Raw genomic sequence first — 23402 nt, forward strand, 5'->3', positions numbered from 1 at the left:
GATACTGCGATCTGTATCAACAAATTGCCCGCAAAGGTACATGTTTTGCAAGTAGCGTACGAAATTTTTAATATAAAATATTTAAATAACCCCAGCCTCCGCTAAAACACCTCTCCCAAATTCACAAACAATCCTCTCGAACCTTTCACTCCAAATCCATAATCAATTGCGATGTTGGTGCGGGAAGCTTTGTTCACTTTAACCCTTAAACCTAAACCTGCACCTGGAATTACACGGTCAAACTTTGATGAAGGCCAGTTGGAGAAGCTTTGCGCATTGCCAAAAACAACCCCACCTAAAAGTCCGTTTCTAGTTAAAGAAAAGCGATATTCTGTTTCAAAATATAACATATCCGGACTCCGAAAACGCCCCTGAATGTAACCTCTACCGGTATTGTTGGACGGATCCCAGCTTGTACTTGGCAAATCCAGATAGGGCGGCTTACCATCCAAAGTGAGCCAGTTAAAATTCCATAACGCCAGGGTATTCCGGCTTCCGGCGGGGAAGTTGATGTATTTGCGAAATTCTAAAACCATTGACTGCCAGTTCGTATTACTTCCAAGAGCCTTTAGGTTGTTCCGATACCGTGCGTTTGCATAAAAACCTCCCTGCGGATTTATCGAATTCTTTCTGCTGTCATACAATACGTTAGCCAGAAATCCCGATGAAACGGATTTACTGGCCAGTCCATAGGCAGTTACATCTTCATTACTTCCTTCCTGTTTTATTTTCCACCTTTTATCCAGCATATAACCAAAACCCAGATAAAAGGAGCCGGAAATTTTCTTCAAAACGGACTGATGTAAACGAATGTGGGAATAGTTAAGCTTGTCTGCATTCTCTTCGAGACTGTGCGCTCCCAAACCGTAAGTATCTTGTGGATATTTAAAATACCGCCAGTCTATGATGATGTTATAGCCGTTGTCCCTCGTCCAGATATTGGCCTGGACAGGAACGGTGATCTGGTGATATTGAGAATAATTGAAGCTTGTGCTGACACTGGAAATATTGGTGGTCGCGCTATCGCTGAGATAAAAAGCAGCATTGGCACTAAAAAGACCTACAAAACCAGTTGATAATGTATAACCAATGGCTGGAACAAATGAATAAAGAACTTTTCGTTGCACTTTAATCTTTTGCCCGGCTTCCTTCTTTTTTCCTATTCCACGGAGGACATCCATAATATCCACTTCCTCGGTTTTGAGCGGTTTGGGCACACTGTCTTTAAGTGTACGCGCAATGACATAGCCCGGGTCATTAGCAGGAGCATTCTGTTGTGCGAACAGCGCTGTTGCGCATAACAATAAGCAAAAAGTGCTGAAATATGCTTTGGACAAAATCCGGATTTGTTTAATAAACTGAGATCAAATGTAGGGTAAATAACAAATTCTGTGCCGATAAAGAAAAGATCTAAGTTTTTTCTAAGTTATCCAATATTTCAAATTTCAATGGAATAAAAAAAGCCGCCGGTTTCAAATGAAACCGGCGGCCCGCCAATATGTAACTATTTGATTATTATGCCAAAGCAGTCTGCAAGTTGGTATTGATTGCTTCCAGGAACTCTTCGGTATATAGATAGTGCTCACCGTGGTTCACTTTGTTACCATGGATACACACCGCCAAATCCTTAGTCATTGCACCGCTTTCAACCGTTTCGATACAAACTCTTTCCAAAGTCTGGCAGAAATCGATCAATGGCTGGTTGTCGTCCAGTTTTCCACGGAATTCCAAACCGCGCGTCCATGCAAAGATAGAAGCGATTGGGTTCGTAGAAGTCGGGCGTCCTTTTTGGTGCTCGCGGTAGTGACGTGTCACTGTTCCGTGTGCTGCCTCAGCTTCCATGGTTTTACCATCCGGCGTAACCAATACAGAAGTCATCAGACCCAATGAACCAAAACCTTGTGCAACAGTATCCGACTGAACATCACCGTCGTAGTTTTTACAAGCCCAAACAAAGTTACCTTCCCATTTCAGGGCGGAAGCAACCATGTCATCGATCAAACGGTGCTCGTAATGTACTTTTCCTGCGTATTCTGTATCGTATACTTCCTGGAAAATATCTTTGAAACGACCGTCATATTTCTTCAAAATCGTATTTTTTGTAGAAAGATATAATGGCCACCCTTTACCCAAAGCTACATTGAAACAAGCACGTGCAAATCCGCGGATAGACTCATCGATGTTGTACATCGCCATTGCCACACCCGGGCCTTTGTATTCGTAAACTTCGTGCTCAATTACCTGTCCGTCTTCGCCTTCGAACTTGATAGTCAGTTTTCCTTTTCCGGGGACAACGAAATCAGTTGCTTTATACTGGTCTCCAAATGCATGTCGTCCAACAATAATAGGCGCTGTCCAGTTTGTTACCAAACGCGGAACATTGCTCATTACGATAGGCTCGCGGAAAACTGTACCATCCAAAATGTTACGTATTGTTCCGTTAGGAGATTTCCACATTTGTTTCAGGTTGAACTCAGTTACCCGGTCTTCGTCAGGCGTAATTGTCGCACATTTAATACCAACACCATATTCTTTAATCGCGTTAGCAGCGTCAATAGTAACCTGGTCATTGGTTTCGTCACGATATTCCACACCCAGATCGTAATACTTAATATCTAATTCCAGATACGGTAAAATAAGTTTTTCTTTAATAAACTTCCAGATGATGCGGGTCATCTCATCTCCATCCAGTTCTACAACCGGGTTTGCAACCTTAATTTTGCTCATGTCTTATTGCTATACTATAGTTAAAGATTTAAATGCGACCGTGAAAGTACAAACAATCATCTAAAAAGGCGAAAAAAGGTAAAACATTGTTGGCGAACCATTTTTACAATGACTTACGATACAATCTTATTCCTGATTTCAAATACCGGCAGTTTTATTGATCATCGAAGCGAGAATTTACAGGTGGTGTTAAATTATTATGGCACAATTTTTTCACAATATATTACAAATAAGATTCTTCACTTAACCTTAGCCATCATGAAAACGGTAGTCTTCCTCGCTGTTTGTTTAGTGACCTGCAGTATGTCCTTATATTCCTGCCGCACTGTTTATGCCCCAAACGCATTAAATGTCCCGCTTTTTCAGGAAAAGGGCGAATTGAAAGCCACTATAGCAACCAATAACCTTCAAGTCGCAACAGCAGTGACTGAACATATAGGGATTATGGTTAATGGCTATCTTAATGCTTATACCAGTGATGATAAAGATTTTAAAAATAATGGTAAGGGGGCAGAAATCGGGATCGGTTATTTCGGACATTCCGCTAACCGGATAACCTACGAGACCTACGCGGGAGCTGGTTTATACAATGTTAAAATGAAGGAATCAAACAAAGCAAAAACCTTTGATTCCGACGCAGTCAAATACTTCGTTCAACCTGCGGTTGGCTGGGTAACTCAATATTTTGAAATAGCAGCATCTCCGAGATTGTCAGTTATTAAGTATTCAGCTCCGGATATTACGGGATATACTGTTCAGGAGCAAGCTTCTAACTACCTTAACATCGTAGACCAAAAAGCCCATGCCTTTCTCGAACCGACACTTATCGTAAGAGGAGGATATCGCTTTGTGAAATTACAGGCTCAATATGGGCATTCTTTTAAACTTTCTAAAAATGATATCAACTATGATGACGGTGTAGGAAGCATTGGATTAATTTTTGATATTGCCAGCTGGTATAAAACCGGAAAATAACAGCCAAAAATGGCAGAGAAAGCACTTTTACGTTACCAATATCTCTATAAACGAAACCTGCTGACTGATGATGAGCAGGCAGAATTCAACATGCAGATTGCGGAGAAACTGAAAGATTTACTCCAGAATCTATCCGTTTCAACAGTACATACTTTTCTTCCACAATCCGGCAAAAGGGAAATTGATACCTGGAGAATCGTGGAAATAATCCGTACCGATTTCCCGGAAATTCGGCTTGTCGCCCCCTCAATTATTCCCGGAACAAAACGTATGAATCATTATTTACTAACACCGGAAACCAAATTATTGCTGAACCGCTGGCTGATTCCTGAGCCAGATCCCAACACGTCTGAACTCGTTGTAGCTAAAAAAATAGATGCTGTGTTAATTCCTTTGCTGGCTTTTGACCAAAACGGATTTCGGGTGGGTTATGGGGGCGGTTACTACGATCGGTTTCTAGCTGAATGCCGGCCTGATATTTTAAAAATTGGTCTTTCTTATTTTGAACCTGTTGATTATATTGAAGATAAAGATCAATATGACATACCGATGGACATTTGCATCACTCCCTCGAAAGTCATTCGCTGGTAAACTAATTCGGTTACAGCCATCCGAAACGCTGCATTAATCTTTCTCGCTGATTTCTGGCAACCGGAATACTTTGCCCACTACTCATGATCAGATAATTACTACCTCCTTTTACAAGTTTTTTGATTTGGTTGAGGTTTACTATAAACTGCCGGTGAACCCGGAGAAAATGACGTTCTTCCAGAATCTCCTGAACATCCCGAAGTGTCTTTGAGGCTAGCAGTTTATCTCCGTTGGCCAAATGAAATCTTGCATAATTATCGTCTGCTTCGCAATATAAAATGTCATTCAAATTCACAAATGTGACACCGTTTTGATAAGGTAAGGCAATTTTTTCCGGAAGAAATGTACTTGTCAATTGCTCTTTTGCATAATTTATCTGGCTTCGGAACGTCCTTTTATGGTTTTCTATTTTTTTTACCGCTTCCTGTAGTTCACGCGTGTCTGCCGGTTTTAGTAAATAGTCAATGGCGCTATAACGGAATGCTTTAACTGCAAAGTGGTCATAGGCAGTAACAAAAATCAGTGCAAATTTTAAATCTCCGACTGATTCCAGAAGTTCAAACCCGTTCATTTGCGGCATCTCAATATCCAGGAAAACCACATCCGGATCCTGGGATCGAATTGCATGTAAACCCTCCTCACTTTTGCTGCATTCTGCAACAACTTCAATTTGAGGACAAAACATTTTGAGCTGCAGTGAAAGAAGCTTCACACAATCCGGTTCGTTGTCGATAAGAATAGCCCGTAACATATGTTCATTGGTTAAGAGCCGAAATTACGTTTATCGGTTTTAAGTTTATAGCGTATAAATACGTGATATATGTGTCACGACAACGGCTTGTTGCTTTACTCAAAAATCCTACTATTCGCGGGTCCTTTCCTGCCATTCACCTTTCCGACCACTTAGTTGAAATGAGAACTATATAGGTTTAAAGCAAATTACTCTACCTTACACTATACGAAATCACAGCTCCGAAGAAAATTCGCGCGGAAATTCCGTTCTGAAATGAATTCAAACCGGTTCTGAACTTATCTCAACATGGAAACCACTTCAAGCATTCAGATAGGCGCAAAGCTTATTGTTAATCCCGAAGATGTCATCTTACTCATTGCTGATGGCAATTACACCTCAATTCATCTCTTGTCCGGCAGTCGAATCCTCGTGCCGGTAACCCTTAAAGAACTTGAAAAGCGCTTTGTTTGCTGTGGCATTTTCTTTCGCACACACAAGTCCTATCTGGTCAATCTTCATTATATTATACATTACGATACCAAAAGCGGCAAAGCTCTTTTAGAAATGAAAAGCAAATCCGAAATTGTTATTTCAAGAAGGAAAAAGGCTTCGTTTGTGCAGAAGCTTTCAGCTATAACCAGTAAATAATGAGTCCTTTTTTAAAAGGGATGCTCCGAATGGACAGAATTGATAGTCCCAATTACCATTCAATAACTACAACGACCACTTAGTAAGTACTGCTATTTTTCTACAAAACCTTTAGTGAACTTTGTCAGTATCAATTCCTTGCCAGTTGGTAAACAATGGGATTGGCAGGGTTAGCGTAATTATTATTCAGAAAAAAATAAATAAATATTAAGTAATCCGGATAATCTTAATCGTTGACTACTACGTATGTTAAGGGATGAAAAAATGTAAAGAGTGTCTAAATGATGGTAACAACGTTCATTTTGTTTGATCACATTCCAACCTTTTTATCTTTTTACAACTCTTTACTTTAAATTTGCTCAGGTTTACGTCGGTAAATTAACATTCAGCTATGAAATTCTTTTCTACATTCTTTATTGCTTTATTCCTATTCGGGCTTTGTCTGGTGGAAAAAGAGTTAAAAAGACGTGCTTTGGAATCCCAGGGCGCAGAAGAAGATTTTGTTGAAAGCTCGCGGAACGACATTCAAAACTTTCCTGTCCCGGAAGCTGCCTTTGCAGGTCTGCAAAATGACCAAAACAGCTTTACAACGCCGAAACTGCAACTTGCCGTTTCCGATTCTACATCAGCATTCAACGGCAGCAATTCTTCGCTTGTCAAACAGCTTTGATTTAAAATCATCTGTTTGCATATCAGTTAATTGATTTTTATAGAGTTATTAAAATCCGCTACAAAAGTCAATTAACTGAATAATCCCATAATATCTTCCTGACTTAATTTCTTGATAAAGCCGGATTCTCCTCCCACCAGGTCTTCGGCAAGGTCTTGTTTGCGCTGCTGAAGAAGTACAATTTTTTCTTCAATCGTATCCTTACAAATCATTTTATAAGCAAATACCTTCCGCGTTTGTCCAATCCTGTGCGTACGGTCGATGGCCTGGCGTTCAACAGCCGGGTTCCACCATGGATCAATCAAATAAACGTAATCCGCTTCAGTAAGGTTAAGTCCTACACCACCGGCTTTAAGGCTCATTAAAAACACCCTGCACGTTTGATCGTTTTGGAAACGATTCACCCTTCCTGCCCTGTCGACAGTTTGCCCGTCCAGGTATTCGTAAGGAATATTAATTTTATCCAAATGTTTCCTGATCAGATCGAGCATCCCCAGAAATTGGCTGAAAATTAATATTTTATGATTAGAAGCATTTTCTTCTATCTCTCTTGTAATCTCTTCAAGTTTAGCAGATTCATTTCCATAATCTTCGTCTCCTGACAAGATTGAAGGCGAATCACAAATCTGACGAAGTTTCAACAAAGCCTCCAAAATAAGGAAACTACTTTTGTTAAGTCCCTCAGTTGCCAGTTTTTCGGCAATTTCCAGCCGGTATTTTTCGCGAAAAGTGTCATATACTTTTCGCTGTTTTTTACCCATTTCGCAGAACAAAATCGTTTCCGTTTTGTCTGGCAAATCCGTTGCAACTTCCTCTTTGGTCCTTTTTAGCATGAAGGGATAAACCAGCCTTCTCAACTCCTCAGACTTCTCTTTATCCTGATATTTATCAATCGGCGTTGCGTATTCTGTCCGGAAGAAATCAGCATGACCCAACATACCCGGATTCAAAAACTCGAATTGAGCGTACAAGTCAAATGTATTATTTTCAACCGGTGTACCTGTCATTGTCAGGCGGTTGTGAGCCCTAAGCAACCTTGATGCTTTCGACGTCAGCGAATCAGGATTTTTTATTGCCTGCGCTTCATCCAGAATGATATAGTGAAAATCAAAAGTTCTCAGCAGCTCAACGTCACTTCGCATGGTACCGTAGGTTGTCAGAATGACATCATACTCGCTAAAAAATTCAATATCTTTCCGGCGTGTCATGCCCCGGTGAACATATAGTTTCAGGTCCGGTGTAAATTTGGCTGCCTCTGCCTGCCAGTTGAAAATCAGCGTTGTAGGAACTACGACTAAATTCGTATTATCTGGATTCAGGTTTTTCTGCTGCTGAAGGAAAGTGAGCATCTGAAGGGTTTTACCTAAACCCATATCATCCGCCAAACAGCCGCCCCACCCGAATTCATCCAGGAAATTGATCCATTTATAACCTTCTTCCTGATAAAGCCTTAAAGTCGCATTGATATTCTCTGGCAGTGCGACATTAGGTATCTGCTTAAAATTTAAAAGCTTTTGCTTTTTTTCCTGCAATTCCTGAAAAACCTCCTCATTGTCAACTTCGGAAACAAGCTCATCTATAAGAGAGAAATGAATTTTTGACAAATGAATTTCATCACCGTCTACCCTGCCGAATTTAAGCAATGGTTCCAATTTACGGATCCACTCGTCAGGAAGCATACCCAGCGAACCATCTTTTAGCTGAACATAATTCTGTTTTTTCAACAAAGCTTTTTTAGCATCCGCCAGCGAAACCTGCTGATCTCCGAAAGTGATATTTACCTGCATATCAAACCAGTCGATGCCGGATGATGCTTTTACATGGAACTTACCTCTGTTCGGATTAAATCGCATTTTTTTCAAATCCCTGAAACCAAGAAGCTCATATTTTTGCGCCTCAACAGTTTCTACAAATTTGAAAAGCCACCCTTCTTTCATGACATGATCGAAAGGGATATAAAAAAACGGATTGCCTGCCTGGTGAGCAAAATCAGGATGCAGCGATTCAAGCCATTTCCAGAATTCCTGCTCTGCCGGGGCATCTCGTTCCAGCATCGTAATCTTGTTATCCTCAAAGCCTGCCTTGGTTCTGCGTTGGTCATGAATCATTTCCACTTCCGTTTCGGGCTCATCGCCTTCATAAACATACATGGGAACGATCAGCAGGTTTGCTTCATCCTCTTTCAGATAGATACGCTTTTTTAGCAAGTTCAGTGAACGGGATTCAATTGCGTGCCGGGTTTGGAAAATTACATCAAACTGCTCGGTAACCGGCATGATCCAGTCTCTCAGAAACTCTTCGGAATATTCTTTTCGAACACGGATTTTGAAACCATTCTGGCGCATATAGGCAACCATTTCGGCATCACTTGTACCGGCCCAGCGAAACAAAACCTCATCCTGATAAAGACCAAGCCAAAAACTATCAAAAGAAGCAACCTTCTGAAGATCAAGCGGACTGCCCTTTTTGATTTCAACATAGGGATTCAGCGTTACAAACTCGCTGTCTTCAGTCAGCACGAAAAATAGCTTCACAGGTTCGCGGTGAAGCCTTAATTTCGTTAGCTGGTTGTTATTGGTAATATAATCGTTCTCAGAAAGATAGAGCCAGTCTTCGTCCAGATCATTAAAAATCTGAGTCAGCTGTTTGCCAACATAATTTCTTGACTCGTGCTGCTGCTGCTGACTTACATCACTAAAATGGAGGTAGGCATTGTATGACCAGCCTTGCTTACGGATATATTTTTGTAGTCCTTCTTCCAGATGTCTTGCGATACGAACCAGGCGAACCTCTGCTTCCGTAAGCACCGGGATTTCATCAGGAGAATAATAGTGACTCGACCCACCCGCAACATTCCGGATACCGGTGATCTTCTGCGTTTTGCCGTTATATTTTGCAGAAAATGCACCAAACCCAAAGTCCATCAGGTGGTCTTTTCCTTTTGGCCAGAAAACGAACAATGAAATTCTGTCTTCTTCATCCTTGACCGAATCCGAAGATGCCACCTGGTAAGAAATGGCCTGAGCAGGTAAAATACGTTCACGCAGTCCCTGCCAATCCTGGTAAGCACCGATTTTCTGGATAGCCGGATCCAGCTTTACAAGCTGTAATTCTCCATCTTCATCCAGTTTGAAATCAAATTTATTCTGGGTATCGTCTTCGAGTGAATAGCCATATTCGGCAAGCAGGCTGCTTTTCTCAGCAGTGAGGTCGCGCATTACCTCAAAAGCGCGTTCACCAAGATCGTCACGAAGTTTTAATAAAGCTGCAAGCTTATGCTCACAAAGAGGCACCCAAAGTTTTTGATCACAGGAACAGGAAGTCTGCACCTGCTTGGTATTTTTTAAACGGCTGAACTGAACGGTAAAATCCTGATCTTTATGATGAACAACACATTCGGCATCACCCTCCTTTGCAGAGATAATATCTACTTTGGTGATTTCTCCCCTGCTTCGCCAGGTTTCATCGAGTGTGAGGTTTTTTAAATTGTAGTCTTTTATTTCAGGCAGATCGACAATCGTTTTATCCATCTCGTAAAGCACCTGCTTGATACTGGGCATTTTATCGAGAATATACAGGATTGCTGCAACCCTGTGCTTACACAGCCCGCCGTAATTGTAAGGGCAGGTACAGGCCGTACTGATCTGCGGTGTAAGAAAATCCCTGATCTGGATTATGTAATATTGAGTAGAATAGTCGCTCTTAACTTTGAACTCCGCATTACCGGGACCATTGTATTCCAGCTTCGCAACCTTAAAGCCGCCGCTGCTATAAATGGAACGCCCCCGCGATAACACATCCTTTTCTGCCCGTTTTATCAAGAAGTTTGATAATTTCTCCTTCTTTTCGTTTTCCATTTACCCGAGAACCTTGTTAAAATGCAAAAGTACCATTTGTTTCTGTTCTTCAGAAACATACTAGGGTTCTATATTGAATCTAAAACAGGTTTCTACTGAATATAAGGCTGATCGATTACACCAATGTGTGCTGCTTCGGGCTTTCCGTTGATATATCCGAGCAGAAATTTGCCAACGTTCGGATACAAAATGCTGTGATTTAGTTCTGAAAAAGGAAGCCAGACCATTTCCAAAGCGGTTGTCTGATCAGGATTTGGCTCAGGAACACCTGACAAAATTTCCGTTGCAAATACCATGTGAAGTGTCTCTTTCTGTATTTCGTTCCAGATTACCTCTCCGCAAAATACCATTTTACCAATTTCGGTGTGTATACCAAGCTCCTCGGTTAATTCACGTTTAAGCGCTTCTGCGAGGTTTTCACCGGGATCAGGATTACCGCCTGGCAGAGCATACACATTGATATTGCCATAATTGTAGCGTAACGTTAATATGGACTCGCCATTTAAAATCATTGCAGACGGACGTACTTTCATGAGTCAGATTGTTAGTAACAGAGCGATTGACTTTTACGTAAGCTAATGATTTTTGCTTATAATTTAATCAACCAACACCATTCTTTCAATGAGAAGCATAAAAATATGGATCACTTTAATGTGAATTTCCTGAATTCGGTCCGCGTAACCGAAGTGGTCTACACGTATTTCCACATCCGCAGCGCCGGCCAGCTTTCCTCCATCCTTTCCTGACAAAATCACCACTTTCATTCCTTTCGCTTTGGCAGCTTCGGCAGCCCGGATGATATTCGCTGAATTTCCGCTTGTGCTTAATCCCAGTAACACATCCCCCTGCTGACCAAGTCCTTCTACGAATCTTGAAAAAACATATTCATAACCAAAATCATTACTCACGCAGCTGATATGGCTAACGTCAGAAATAGCGATTGCCGGTAATGAGCGGCGATTATCGCGGTATCTTCCTGTAAGTTCTTCTGCAAAATGCATAGCGTCACAATGCGATCCGCCATTTCCGCAGGAAATGATTTTACCGTTATTCTGGATTGCATCTGCCATGAGTGCTGCCGCTTCTTCAACTTTTGCAATCTGTACAGGATCATTCAGAAAACGGTCTAAAACAGCCTGTGCTTCCTGTAATTCCTGATTTATAATTTCCTGGTAATTCATATATTTTTATCGATCCGAGTTAAATTTTTGTTGCTTTCACCACATGGGTTTTTCTTCCGGGACCCTTGTGACGTTTCACTTTAAATCCGCTGGCAGCTAATGCTCTTTTAACAGTTCCTCTTGATGAATACGTTACCAACGCTCCGCCTGTTCTGGTAAAAGCTGCAATTTTGGTAAAAATTTCTTCCGTCCAAAGTTCCGGCTGAGTTCGCGGGTCAAAGGCATCAAAAAAAATGACATCAAAAAGCCTGCCGGTTGCGAAATCCTGCAACAGTATCTCTTCTTTACGAAATGTAAAGTATTCCGACAGCTGATGATCAGCTCCCCAGGAAGAAGTATGCAGTTCAGCAAAGCCGCATTGGCCTGTCAGGCTTTCATAATTCAATAAAACTGCCTCTTCCGGTAGAACAGGAAAAGCGTCAATCGAAGTATAATAAACAGGTTTTTTTAATTGATCGGCGAGTTGCCATGCGAGAAGCGCATTTAAGCCGGAACCCAGGCCCATTTCAAAAACGGAGACCTGGGTTTCAGTATTGTGCAGTGCGGGCCGGAGCCCCAATTCGATAAAAATATGCAGCGATTCTGTTAATGCCCCATGCAGGGAATGATATTGCTGATTGTGTAACTCGCTGTACAGAGAATGTGATCCGTCTTCGGTTACAATAATACGTTCCAAAATGGCCAATGATTAATTTGGCTGCAAAATTACTTAAATCATTCTTTTCAGCGTGAGGCGTGCAAAGAAAATTTCCCCTTGCCGTTTCACCATCAGGTCAATACTGCGGCCATCGCCTCGCTGCATCATTTTATATATTTCACTAACATTCAGCTCAGATGCTGCGTGGTCGTTGATAAACAACAGCTGATCGCCTTCTTTCAAACCGGCCGAAAATGCGGGCGAACTATCAAGCACATGGTTTACAAAATAAGAACGAAGCTCTTTACCGTCTGCTCTGATTTCCATACCACTCATATCATGCTCAAACTTCTCTCTAAGTCGGCTTTTTACAGGTTTAAGAACCATGTAACCTTGTTGGTAATTCATGGTAACTTTAAATCTGCGAAGAAGTTCACAGCCAATATTTCCCTGACGATCGGTCTGGCTGTTTAATTTTCCGCCAAATGCGATGCTGTCAGGAAAAGAAGCAACGATGTTGTCCATTTCATAGCGCCCCAGACGAAGGCGATCTATTCGACCTAAATTGCCGTTAATCACGCCGTTCAATCCCCTGCCGAGCTGTGCACGAAGTACTTTTTCCGGCAGCCTGAAACTTTCTTTTGGTGTGTTATTTAGAAGCAAAGCATGTCCCGCACCTGTGTCGATCAGCACCCTGATCGGATGCGCTCTGCCATCTGCAAACAATGTTACAGCATTGGTGTAGGGTTTTGTGTCTTCAATGACGATAGGATGTTTATCTCCTTTGCTTTTTTTGTATTTATAGCTATCCTGGCGCATCAAAACGATTTCTTTTTTTGAAAAATCGATGGTTACAACAAAGTTGTTGAACACTTCATAACCAAAAATACCATGTACCGGAACGCCCACGTATTCCGACAAATGCAGGAAATCCTTTTCAAGCACAACTATATTCTGATGGTTTGCTTTTAATCTGCCCATCGAGAACCGGTTATCTATCGCAACGTGCGCTGCAATCGAATTCCCCTCGCCTGCACCCACCAGATTTACTTTGCGTGTAAGCCGGAGTTTGTCCGGTTTTAAAATATCCGGGTCCGTAATGATAATGGAGCTTACGCCAGTATCCAGAATAAACCTCAGTGAATCTGAATCATTTATTTTTACATATAAAAGGATCAGATTGGAATGCAGCTCAAATGGAATACGCGCAGTCTTGTAATTTTTTTCTAAAAAGTAGCCATACTTCTCCTGTATCACATCATCGACACCGTTCGACTTTCCAAAAGAATATGTGCTGATAAAAAGTATCGCTATAAACCCTAACCACATAGACGTTTTCATCGTGGCCTCCTTTCTTTAAATTCCTGATTACCTGTTTTCTATTTAATACTACGCTCACCTTTTTGAAAGCACTGCTTTCCGGCATACACTAGCTATCGAAACCAACATATCGATATTTTAACAAGTAAAAATAATGTATTCTTTCTGATTTAAACACAAAAAAATCTTTAAATCACAAAATTATTTTTCACAAAAACAGATAATACTGTAAATGCAGAAAATGTGGTAGTTTTGTTGCGCTAAAACATGATTTCCCATAATAAAAATTAACTCATGCGAAAAAAAATAGTTGCCGGTAATTGGAAGATGAATAAGCTTATGGATGAAGCAGTTGCGCTGACTTCTGAGCTTGTAAATATGGCAAATGATGAGGTTAAAAGTGACGTAAAAGTGATCCTTTGCCCGCCTGCAATTTACCTTACCACGATCAACAAATACATCGAAAGTGCACCTAACTTCTCATTGGCTGCGCAAAATTGTTCGGATAAAGTTTCAGGCGCTTTTACAGGAGAAATATCCGCTGCAATGCTGCAGTCTATCGGTGTGGAATATGTGCTGATCGGCCATAGCGAACGCCGCCAGTATTTTAACGAAGACAATGCGCTTCTTGCAGAAAAAGTAAATACCGCACTTGCTAACGGCATTTCACCGATTTTCTGCTGTGGCGAATCGCTTGATCAGAGACAAAATGAAGATTATATCGGATTTGTAAAAAACCAGATCTCGGAAAGTCTTTTTCACCTGACTGCCGAGCAATTGCAATCGGTTGTGATCGCTTATGAGCCAATCTGGGCAATTGGAACAGGCCTAACTGCAAGTGCAGAACAGGCTCAGGACATGCATGCAGCTTTGAGAGCGCACCTTGCCGATAAATATGGAAAAGAGGTAGCAGAAGAAATTTCGATCCTTTATGGCGGAAGCGTTACAGCCGCAAGTGCTGCCGAGCTTTTTGCTTCACCGGATATCGACGGAGGTTTGGTTGGAGGCGCTTCACTGAAATCCCGCGAGTTTACAAATATTATTAAAGCGAGATAGTCTTTTTAAGTTCACAGTTTTTAGTTTACAGTAAACAGTATGGTTATTTGCAACACTGTGAAATGTTTACTAAAAACTGTAAACTTCTTACCAGAAACTAAATCTCCGTTATCACAAATTCCACCCGGCGGTTTTTTCTGCGTTCTTCCTCTGAGCCCGATTTAACAAGAGGCCGAGTGGCACCGTAACCTTTTGCCTCGATTCTCTTTTCGTCAATTCCCTTTTTGGTAAGGAATTCCTTTACTGATTGAGCTCGCTTTCTGGATAGCTCAATATTTTTATCTGCATCGCCTACATTGTCGGTATGCCCCTCAATCCTGATTCCGATCTCCGGGTTATTTTTCATCATCTGAACCAACTGGTTCAGCTCAGCCGCAGATTCCGGAAGTAACGTAAACTGGGAAGTTTCGAAGTAAATATTAGGCAGCGATATTGTTTCTCCCACAGCGAGTGGAATTAGATAAAAATCTTTTGTCAGATTTATTTTCCCGGCAGAGTCCAAAGCAGTTATCTCAGCACCCGTTCCATAGTATCCTTTGGCTGCTACGCGCAGCTCATATTTTTCTTTTGCGTCAATTCCGATACGATAGTTGCCCGATGAAGAGCTAACCTGTAACGTATCACCTTTTTCAACATACGAAATCCGGGCGGAAACCGGTTCCTTAGTCCTGGCATTGTAAACGGTCCCTTTAACCATAACAATCATTTCCTCTTCTTCCTTCTTTACAGCATCCGGCTTTTCGGGTACCACCGTTTCTTTTTTTGCAGGAAGCGCTTTTTTTGCGGGAACCGGTGTTTTGGTGGTAACATTCGCTTTGTTCAGGGCTTTCTTTGCAGGGTTTTTAATATGTATTCCGTAGAAGTTCCAGGATGTTGTACCGGGTTTACTTCGTCCTTCATAAAAATCAAAAACCTCAATCCCGGGGCTCAATCTTTCAAAGTATGCAACGAAATCAACTTTTTCGCCGGGAGATACTTTTTTTGTGTGTTCAGTTGGTATGTTTTCAGCCCGGATCAATTTGAATTTTACATTAATTTCTCCCGGTTTAAATAACCTTGTGTCAGGATCCAGCCAAATACTGCCAGCATCTGGTTTATTTTTAGGGAAATAGCCGTCCTGTAATTCGGGAGGAAGTGAAAAACCTGGTTGTGTTCCTTTATCAGCAAATTGAAGGTAAATTACAGTGTACTTGTCCGTCAACTCAACACGCTTGATTTTTACATACTCAGCAGACTGCTCTTCAACCCTGGGGGCTTCGGTGATTTGGCCAAAACTTTGGTGCAGCGAAAGGCCAATGGTACAAACAAATACCAGAAGCGATCTTAAATTCATGACAATATCGGTTAATTGGAAATATTTGCAAGAACGTTCTTAACTGCGGGATAGTTTGTTAAAAATTGTTAAAGTCCGTTTACAGGTTCACCTTGATGTAGGCTGACCAAAACTGCGGATCATACCGCTCCCAGGCATGACAGGCAAAGGGGAGTTGATGCCCGGTCAGCTCAAAGGTTGCAGCCGGACTTTTTTCAAAAGAAAAATTCAAAGCTGTTTTCCAGTCTGGTGTTTTCAAAAAAAGCTTCATGGGAACAAGCCTGGTTGCTTCCTGTGAAAAAAGCATATCCTCATTGCCTTTCCATTCAGGATAAAACCGGTTATAAATTTTTAAATAACGAATGAAGGCGGGAATTCTCCGCAGAGAAAATCCGCCATTTAAAACCACTCTATTCCCGGACAGCGCTTTGGCATACTGATCATTTTGAGAAGCAGACAAAGCATCAAATTCTTCCTGATGAAGCGAGGGAGCGCCAATGTAATCGTAACCTTTTTTACACCAATCCAGCAGTTCGTCCCTAAAAACAAAGGCATCAAGCTGGCAGATCAGCATAAATTCATAAGGAAGGAAAGAACGGTAAAAGTCAACCGATGTGAGCAATTTGTTGTAGGAATCCGTTCCTGTAAAAAACGCATCATCAAACGAAACCAGGTCCACAACAGGATATTGTTCCTTAATCTGATCAAGATTCAGACTGCGGGGTTTGACAATTTTCACAGGATACCCTGCCAAAACCGTCATACACTGTTTGAGGGATGTATTTTCCGCAGCAGACATTTCCGACTGATACATGGGAATAACAACAGCAACCGAAGGGTCCCGATTCGTACTTTTCACAATCACTTTAAATTACTCAATTAGATCACCAATGGCAGGCAGCCACCAGTCTTTGCTGCTAAATTTATAATAACCTTTGATCACGTTCTGAAAAACAGGCGAAATTCTTGAAAACCGATTTTCTGGCAGAGATGCCCTGCGATAAAAGTGATTTTGAGCTAAATACAATTTGTTCAGTTTTTCACCGGGAACAGAAGGTAACTCCTTTAACAGCAGGTAAAGTCCATGCAGTTTTTCAGCCTTTTCTTTCAATGGCAAAAGTTTTTGCCCCCGATCGCGCCTGAAACGTTCTTTGATTTTTACATATTCGAGTTTGCTCCCAAATCCTACCTGCTGACTTGCATGCCGCCTGTAAGAAATCAATGTCTCGGGAATGAAGCCTATTTTTTCCTCAAGACTCAAAACCATAGCCATCCATGCATCGTGGATCAGGTCGGGAACATGTGTTGGAAACGGCAACAATCTTTCAAGACATAACTTGCGGATGGCAAGCGTAGCACCGGTCACCACAAATCCGTTAAAGAGAATCTCATGTGCTTTTCCCTTCACCCATTTATCCTGCATGGTTTTATCAAACTCAATTTCCTCCCAAATGGTAGTACCAACAGGTTTAGAATCATCATCGATCATCATCCCATCTGAAAATACAGCATCTTTATCCGGATTTTCTTCCAGGTAAGCCAATTGTTTTTCAACTTTATCAGCCCTCCACATATCGTCCTGGTCACACAGGAAAATGATATCTCCGTGGCAAAGCAACAGACATTTTTCGAAGTTTTTTGTTGAGCCCAGGTTTTGTTCGTTAGAGTGAACAGTTACCGGGAAAGAGCTTTTCGCAGCAAACGCTTTTATCACAGCAATGGTATTGTCCTTCGATCCATCATCGCACACAATCAGTTCGTCAACCGGAATCGTCTGATTAGCAATGCTCTCCAACTGCTGAGGCAAATATTTTGCTCCGTTGTAAGTGCACATAGCTACTGAAACCATAATGTGTATATAAATTTAATAATAAAAAACGGCGCAAGTTAAGATTCCATCGGGTCTTTACGCAAATGTTCCATGGTGATTTATTAATCGGAATAACAGTTTGCTCCGCTATCGTCCATAAAAATGGGAACCTGAACTATCGTGTAAATTAAATACAGCAATATTCCGGAATAAAACGAAATTCCTGTCAAAACAGAGGCGTAAGGCTGCCAATATTTAAAATCAGGCCGATAACAGAGTGCCCGGAAGCACAATTATACTCAGTTCTGGATAATTTTGCCGAAATATTGTTCTTATTACAACTTACAATAAATTCAAGTTAAATACATGCCTATGGCTTTACCGGATCAGCTTAAAAAGGCTATTATACAAATGCCTGTAAAAGAGAAAGATAAATTATTGTTAAGGCTTATTACCAAAGATAAAACGCTTAGTGACCGGCTGTATTTTGAACTACTTGAAGATTCGGCGACGATACCGGAACGACGAGAAGAAATTACCAACCGGATTTTGCGAACATCCAAATTTAACCAAAATACACCTGGCTGGATTCTGATGGACATGAGAAACCTGAGCGGGGACATCAGTTATCATGTGAAGGTAACGAAGGACAAAATTGGTGGTGTGGAGCTCAACCTCTTTTTGCTCAACACCTTTCTGGAAACGTATGCGGGGATTTTGAAAACCTATTCTTCCAAAGCAGATACCTGTGCTTTATACATTGCAAAAAAGGCGCAAACGATTTTGAACGGCCTTAACAAACTGGAAGAAGATTACAGGGTGGATTATGTGAAAGACACCAACCAGATGCTTCGGCATGTCCATGCGCTGTGCTCTAAAATGTACGCTCGTCAGATGGAAATTCCCGTGGAATGGGAATAATAAGGTTATTTACTTCTGAATTTTAAAGCATTTTCAATGATGACTACAACAAAAACGGCCTTCCTTATTATCGATGCACAGTATGATTTCTGTAATCCGAAAGGTACGCTTTACGTACCGGGTGCAGAGAAAGATGTAGAACGGATTGCCGGGTTGATTGCGATTTACGGAGAGAAAATTGACGGAATCTTTGTCACTTTGGATACGCACCGGGTGATCGACATTGCACATCCTCTTTTCTGGGAAGATCCGAATGGCAACACCGTAGCGCCGTTTACACTCATCACATCTTCCGCGGTGAAAGCAGGTAAATGGATTCCTCGTTATCACAAAGAATACGTGATTCAATACCTCGAAACGCTTGAAAATCAGGGAGAATTCAAACATTTTATCTGGCCCGAACATTGTCTGGCAGGTTCCAAAGGTGCTTCGTTGGACCAAACGGTGATGGATGCAATACTGGCCTGGACGCATCGTACAAGACGAGATTATAAAGCGGTAGCAAAAGGAATTAATCCGTTGTCAGAACACTTCGGCGTTTTTAAAGCGCAGGTTCCCGTCGTGAATGCTCCTGAAACTGAACTGGATACAAACTTTCTTGCAGAGCTGGAAACCTTCGATCAGGTGTTTATTGCCGGAGAAGCCCGGTCGCATTGTGTGGCGACAAGCATCAAACAAATTATTCAATATGCCCCGGAGCTGATTCCAAAAGTAACCGTTCTGACAGACTGCATGTCGGACGTAACCAACTGGGGTCATTTGGCAGATCCTATTTTTGAGGAAGCTGCTCAAAAGGGAATGATCTTTTTAACTTCAAAGGAAGTCAGGATTTAAGTTTGAAAATTTATGTCCGTCAAAAAGCTATTTCATTTTTACACGAAAGAGTAAATTTGTCATTGCCTTTGATTGTCAGATCTGCGAAGTAATCCAAACTAAATTGCCCGTTTTTGGGTTAACTTTAAGATCGGGTTTTTAAAAACACCACCCGTTTATTTATCTGATTTATGACGCAATTACCTGTGCCGAGGATTGAAGCTTCCCAGTTTGACGAACTTGATCCGAGACAATATATTCTGATCAAAGGTGCCCGTGTAAATAATCTTAAAAGTGTTGACGTTGCTATTCCGCGTAACAAACTCGTGGTGATTACGGGCCTTTCCGGTTCCGGAAAATCGTCCCTTGCCTTTGATACGCTGTTTGCAGAAGGTCAGCGGATGTATGTGGAAAGTCTCAGCAGTTATGCACGCCAGTTTTTGGGGCGTATGGAAAAACCTGAGGTTGAATACATTAAAGGTATTTCTCCTGCGATTGCCATTGAGCAAAAGGTAAATACGCGTAACCCGCGTTCTACAGTTGGTACTTCAACGGAGATTTATGATTATCTGAAACTGCTTTTTGCAAGAATCGGCCATACATTCTCTCCGGTTTCAGGCGAACTGGTAAAAAAAGACGCGGTTACCGATGTTGTCAATTTTATACTGAGCCAGGCAGAAGGAGAACGGGTTATGATTCTTGCGCCTTTACTTATCCGTGAAGGCCGCACACAACAGGAAGAACTTTCGATTTTACTTTCAAAAGGTTATAACCGGATCATGATCAATGACGAGGTTGCAGCGATTGAGGATGTGCTGGAAAACCCGGAAGGTTACAGCCAGTCGGGAAACCAAATTTTTATTCTGATAGACCGTGCCGGTGTAAAACATGATGATGAAGACACACAATATCGTCTTTCAGATTCTGTGCAAACTTCGTTTTTCGAAGGTGAAGGACTTTGTATCGTGCAGGTTGTAAATGGTGAGAGAAAAGAATTCTCTGATAAATTTGAACTGGACGGTATCATTTTTGAAGAGCCAACCGTCAATTTATTCAGTTTTAATAATCCATACGGCGCCTGCAAACGCTGTGAAGGTTTTGGTAAAATATTAGGAATTGACCCCGATCTGGTCATTCCGGACAAAAATCTTTCTGTTTATGATGGAGCGATAGCACCTTGGCGGACAGAAAAAATGAGCGAATGGCTCGTCCCTCTGGTTCGGAACGGTGTCAAATTCGATTATCCAATCCATCGTCCTTACAAAGATCTTACGCCCGCCCAAAAAGATCTACTCTGGACAGGAAACCAATATTTTCAGGGAATCAATGATTTTATTTCGGAACTGGAATCCCAGACGCATAAAATTCAGTACCGTGTGATGCTTTCACGTTTTCGCGGACGAACCACTTGCCCCGACTGCCGTGGCTCCCGTCTGCGTAAGGATGCATCTTATGTAAAAGTTGCCGGAAGCTCGATCACCGATCTTGTTCTGATGCCAATACAGGATGTGCTTGAATTTTTCAAAAATATTGAAATTAGTGAGCACGACCGGCAAATTGCACGTCGCATTTTAACAGAAATTGAAACGCGACTGGAATATATGACCCGTGTTGGCCTTGGTTATCTGACACTGAACCGTCTGACAAATTCTTTATCCGGCGGTGAATTCCAGCGTATCAAACTGGCTACTTCTTTGGGCAGTGCTTTGGTAGGATCGATGTACATTCTTGACGAACCCAGTATCGGACTTCACCCCCGGGATACGCAAAGGCTGGTCGGCGTTCTGGAATCACTGCGTGACCTTGGCAATACGGTGATTGTAGTTGAACACGAAGAAGAAGTAATGCATGCCGCGGACCAGATTATCGATATCGGTCCGGAAGCGGGTACGGGCGGCGGACATGTTGTTTTTCAGGGAAACTGGGATGACATCCGTAGTCGGAAAAATGAAGGTTCGGAGATTGTGGAAAATCCGGATATGAAATCCCATACACTGGATTTCCTGCTGGGCGACGATACCATACCGGTTCCCGCTGTCCGGAGAAAATCGCTGCATTTTCTTGAATTAAAAGGAGCACGAGAAAATAACCTGAAAGATGTGGATGTGAAAATCCCTTTAAACACCCTGACTGTCGTTACAGGCGTCAGCGGTTCAGGGAAGTCTACATTGATACGGAAAATACTTTATCCTGCTCTGATGCGCCTGAAAGGGGAATTCAGTGAGGATGTAGGCCGTTTTGATCAGTTATCAGGAAGTGTAGACCGGATTGAGTCTATTGAAATGATTGACCAGAATCCGATTGGAAAATCTTCCCGTTCTAATCCGGTTACTTATATAAAGGCTTACGATTACATTCGGCAGATGATGTCTGAACTTCCATTGTCAAAAGCACGCGCTTACAAACCTTCTCATTTTTCGTTTAATGTGGACGGCGGACGCTGTGAAATTTGCCAGGGTGAAGGACAGGTAAAGATTGAAATGCAGTTCATGGCTGACATTTATCTGAAATGTGAAGGCTGTAGTGGCAAGCGTTTTAAACAGGAAATTCAGGAAGTACAGTACAACGGAAAAGATGTTGCAGAAATACTGGATATGACAGTAGATGAAGCGATCGGCTTTTTCAGGGAATCCGAACCCAAACTGGCAGATAAATTAATGCCTTTGCAGGAAGTCGGGCTTGGTTATGTTGGCTTGGGTCAGTCTTCCAACACGCTGTCCGGCGGTGAAGCGCAAAGGGTAAAACTTGCTTCGTTTTTAGGAAAAGGCAATTCTCACAAAGGAAAAACACTTTTCATTTTTGACGAGCCTACAACCGGACTTCATTTTCATGATATTAAAAAATTACTGAAAGCAATCAATGCGCTTGTAGATCAGGGCGATAGTGTAATTATCATTGAGCATAATATGGAGGTAATTAAATGCGCCGACTGGATTCTGGATCTCGGTCCGGAAGGAGGAGAAGCAGGCGGATATCTTACTTTTGCCGGGACACCTGAGGAAATGACTAAACTGGAAGGAAACTATACGGCAGATTTCTTGAAAGAAAAATTGTAAAGAAAAACTTTTTAAAGCGAAGTATGTCATATGCCTTTGTGACATACTTCGCTTTTTATTTTTTGGAATATGGCGGAAGTTAGAATGCTTGCTGAAAAACAGTTTTCTTATGGATTGAGACCTTCGTCCGATCTGACAGTTATTCAAAAATCCCGTGAAGGTGTTTTAAGATCGGTTGCGGATGAGATATCAGGTTTAGTAGGTCTGACAGACAATGACATGGCATACCTTTTAGGAATGACGCCCCGTAACCTGCACCGTATTCCTGCTGATAAACGCCTGAGCACCGATGCTTCCGAAAGGCTACTTCGTTTAAAAAATGTACTTATTCACGCATTAGATACATTTGAAAATAGGGAGCACGTCGTACGAAACTGGCTTAAATCTCCTTTAAGTGAACTTAATGACCATACACCGCTGCAATTAATGGACACAATTACGGGTTTTGGCATGGTCGACGACGTCCTGGGAAGATTGGATTATGGTCTTCCTGCCTGCTTCCAACAGCTATGCCTACGGTCTACCGCATAATCAGAGAAAAATTTCGCGATCAGGCTTTGTCCACAGAAGGAAGCCGGTTTTATGGCGCCCGCTGGAATCCGAAAGGAACCGGAATTTTATACACCACTTCTTCTCCCGAATTAGGTCTTGTCGAAACCTTAGCGCATGCGCCGGCCGTCCGGTATGAAGATTTGCCTGTCTACTGGCTTACTTCAATAGACATTCCTGATAATATCCGTTATTACAACAGACTGGAAATGCCGGATTTTTGGCAGGACAAAAATTATGAAAGAACTCAATTCTGGCTGAACAACTGGCTGCAAAATCCTGACGTACCGGCCATTGCTCTACCATCGGTTATAGTCCCTTTTTCGTTTAACATACTACTTCATCCGAAACACACACTTTCTACAGATATACAGATTCTTGCTCAGGAAAGAATTCCAATCGACCGCTGTTTGTGGAAGGCAGATTAGCCCTGCATTATTTTATTCTGTTTCTTATTTTTGTTCGTAGTCTGAATAAGGTAAAATACTGTATTTAGTCAGTAAAGAATCCTGATTTCTAACTTTGTACCTTAAATATCACATTTTA

The 23402-nt window shown here is 41.8% G+C and carries 21 protein-coding genes; 10 read left to right on the forward strand and 11 right to left on the reverse strand.

All coding sequences use genetic code 11. From position 1 onward, the window contains the following. Nucleotides 1-101: 101 nt before the first annotated feature. Together E0F88_RS18485 and E0F88_RS18490 are read right to left on the reverse strand one after the other, a co-directional pair. The gene (locus E0F88_RS18485; protein ID WP_131959750.1) at nt 102-1337 is read right to left on the reverse strand and encodes a BamA/TamA family outer membrane protein; all 1236 of its coding nucleotides are present in this window, start codon (nt 1335-1337) and stop codon (nt 102-104) included. Nucleotides 1338-1515: 178 nt separating this feature from the next. Next, nucleotides 1516-2727, reverse strand: coding sequence for an NADP-dependent isocitrate dehydrogenase (locus E0F88_RS18490; protein ID WP_131959751.1), 1212 nt, complete (start codon nt 2725-2727; stop codon nt 1516-1518). 258 nt (nt 2728-2985) lie between these two features. On the opposite strand from E0F88_RS18490, the gene E0F88_RS18495 reads away from it, so the two are divergent. Next, complete coding sequence (locus E0F88_RS18495; protein WP_131959752.1) at nt 2986-3702, forward strand: hypothetical protein; 717 nt, start codon at nt 2986-2988, stop codon at nt 3700-3702. 9 nt (nt 3703-3711) lie between these two features. Next, nucleotides 3712-4293 carry a 5-formyltetrahydrofolate cyclo-ligase gene (locus E0F88_RS18500; RefSeq protein ID WP_131959753.1) on the forward strand — a complete coding sequence of 194 codons (582 nt, stop codon included), beginning with the start codon at nt 3712-3714 and terminating at the stop codon, nt 4291-4293. Between the two features lie 10 nt (nt 4294-4303). On the opposite strand, the gene E0F88_RS18505 is transcribed toward E0F88_RS18500, so the two are convergent. Next, nucleotides 4304-5044 carry a LytR/AlgR family response regulator transcription factor gene (locus tag E0F88_RS18505; protein ID WP_131959754.1) on the reverse strand — a complete coding sequence of 247 codons (741 nt, stop codon included), beginning with the start codon at nt 5042-5044 and terminating at the stop codon, nt 4304-4306. A 288-nt stretch (nt 5045-5332) separates the two neighbouring features. On the opposite strand from E0F88_RS18505, the gene E0F88_RS18510 reads away from it, so the two are divergent. Together E0F88_RS18510 and E0F88_RS18515 are read left to right on the forward strand one after the other, a co-directional pair. Further along, nucleotides 5333-5674, forward strand: a complete 342-nt coding sequence (locus tag E0F88_RS18510; protein ID WP_131959755.1) for a LytR/AlgR family response regulator transcription factor — start codon at nt 5333-5335, stop codon at nt 5672-5674. A gap of 391 nt (nt 5675-6065) precedes the next feature. After that, nucleotides 6066-6344, forward strand: a complete 279-nt coding sequence (locus tag E0F88_RS18515; RefSeq protein ID WP_131959756.1) for a hypothetical protein — start codon at nt 6066-6068, stop codon at nt 6342-6344. Between the two features lie 71 nt (nt 6345-6415). Here the strand turns inward: E0F88_RS18515 and E0F88_RS18520 are convergent, their stop codons facing one another. The 5 genes from E0F88_RS18520 to E0F88_RS18540 all read right to left on the reverse strand — a co-directional run bounded on the left by E0F88_RS18520 (nt 6416) and on the right by E0F88_RS18540 (nt 13360). Next, nucleotides 6416-10201 carry a DEAD/DEAH box helicase gene (locus E0F88_RS18520; protein ID WP_131959757.1) on the reverse strand — a complete coding sequence of 1262 codons (3786 nt, stop codon included), beginning with the start codon at nt 10199-10201 and terminating at the stop codon, nt 6416-6418. A gap of 92 nt (nt 10202-10293) precedes the next feature. Then, entirely contained in the window at nt 10294-10734 is a 441-nt protein-coding gene (locus tag E0F88_RS18525; protein ID WP_131959758.1) for an NUDIX domain-containing protein, read from the reverse strand. 63 nt (nt 10735-10797) lie between these two features. Next, complete coding sequence (lpcA, locus tag E0F88_RS18530; protein ID WP_131959759.1) at nt 10798-11382, reverse strand: D-sedoheptulose 7-phosphate isomerase; 585 nt, start codon at nt 11380-11382, stop codon at nt 10798-10800. A gap of 19 nt (nt 11383-11401) precedes the next feature. After that, nucleotides 11402-12058 carry a tRNA (5-methylaminomethyl-2-thiouridine)(34)-methyltransferase MnmC2 gene (gene mnmC2 / locus E0F88_RS18535; protein WP_131959760.1) on the reverse strand — a complete coding sequence of 219 codons (657 nt, stop codon included), beginning with the start codon at nt 12056-12058 and terminating at the stop codon, nt 11402-11404. Between the two features lie 33 nt (nt 12059-12091). Continuing rightward, nucleotides 12092-13360 (reverse strand): aspartyl protease family protein, encoded by a 1269-nt coding sequence (locus tag E0F88_RS18540; protein WP_131959761.1) that lies wholly within the window; start codon nt 13358-13360, stop codon nt 12092-12094. Nucleotides 13361-13633: 273 nt separating this feature from the next. On the opposite strand from E0F88_RS18540, the gene tpiA reads away from it, so the two are divergent. Then, nucleotides 13634-14395 (forward strand): triose-phosphate isomerase, encoded by a 762-nt coding sequence (gene tpiA, locus E0F88_RS18545; RefSeq protein ID WP_131959762.1) that lies wholly within the window; start codon nt 13634-13636, stop codon nt 14393-14395. Nucleotides 14396-14492: 97 nt separating this feature from the next. Here the strand turns inward: tpiA and E0F88_RS18550 are convergent, their stop codons facing one another. The 3 genes from E0F88_RS18550 to E0F88_RS18560 form a co-directional block, all read right to left on the reverse strand. Continuing rightward, nucleotides 14493-15728, reverse strand: coding sequence for an OmpA family protein (locus E0F88_RS18550; protein WP_131959763.1), 1236 nt, complete (start codon nt 15726-15728; stop codon nt 14493-14495). 79 nt (nt 15729-15807) lie between these two features. Next, nucleotides 15808-16566, reverse strand: coding sequence for a DUF5672 family protein (locus E0F88_RS18555; RefSeq protein WP_229213818.1), 759 nt, complete (start codon nt 16564-16566; stop codon nt 15808-15810). A gap of 12 nt (nt 16567-16578) precedes the next feature. Then, nucleotides 16579-17556 carry a glycosyltransferase family 2 protein gene (locus E0F88_RS18560; RefSeq protein ID WP_131959764.1) on the reverse strand — a complete coding sequence of 326 codons (978 nt, stop codon included), beginning with the start codon at nt 17554-17556 and terminating at the stop codon, nt 16579-16581. Nucleotides 17557-17889: 333 nt separating this feature from the next. Between E0F88_RS18560 and E0F88_RS18565 the strand changes: the two genes are divergently transcribed. The 5 genes from E0F88_RS18565 (at nt 17890) to E0F88_RS18585 (ending at nt 23284) form a co-directional block, all read left to right on the forward strand. Continuing rightward, nucleotides 17890-18438, forward strand: coding sequence for a hypothetical protein (locus E0F88_RS18565; protein ID WP_131959765.1), 549 nt, complete (start codon nt 17890-17892; stop codon nt 18436-18438). 36 nt (nt 18439-18474) lie between these two features. Continuing rightward, complete coding sequence (locus E0F88_RS18570; RefSeq protein ID WP_229213819.1) at nt 18475-19272, forward strand: cysteine hydrolase family protein; 798 nt, start codon at nt 18475-18477, stop codon at nt 19270-19272. 170 nt (nt 19273-19442) lie between these two features. Beyond that, nucleotides 19443-22307 carry an excinuclease ABC subunit UvrA gene (uvrA, locus tag E0F88_RS18575; RefSeq protein ID WP_131959766.1) on the forward strand — a complete coding sequence of 955 codons (2865 nt, stop codon included), beginning with the start codon at nt 19443-19445 and terminating at the stop codon, nt 22305-22307. A 69-nt stretch (nt 22308-22376) separates the two neighbouring features. Further along, nucleotides 22377-22838, forward strand: coding sequence for an Xre family toxin-antitoxin system antitoxin (locus E0F88_RS18580; RefSeq protein ID WP_165940102.1), 462 nt, complete (start codon nt 22377-22379; stop codon nt 22836-22838). After that, entirely contained in the window at nt 22817-23284 is a 468-nt protein-coding gene (locus tag E0F88_RS18585) for an RES family NAD+ phosphorylase (protein WP_131959767.1), read from the forward strand. The genes E0F88_RS18580 and E0F88_RS18585 overlap by 22 nt, the downstream gene beginning before the upstream one ends. The last annotated feature ends 118 nt before the right edge of the window (nt 23285-23402 follow it).

It is taken from the genome of Dyadobacter psychrotolerans (genome assembly GCF_004349265.1).
GTDB classification, from domain to species: domain Bacteria; phylum Bacteroidota; class Bacteroidia; order Cytophagales; family Spirosomataceae; genus Dyadobacter; species Dyadobacter psychrotolerans.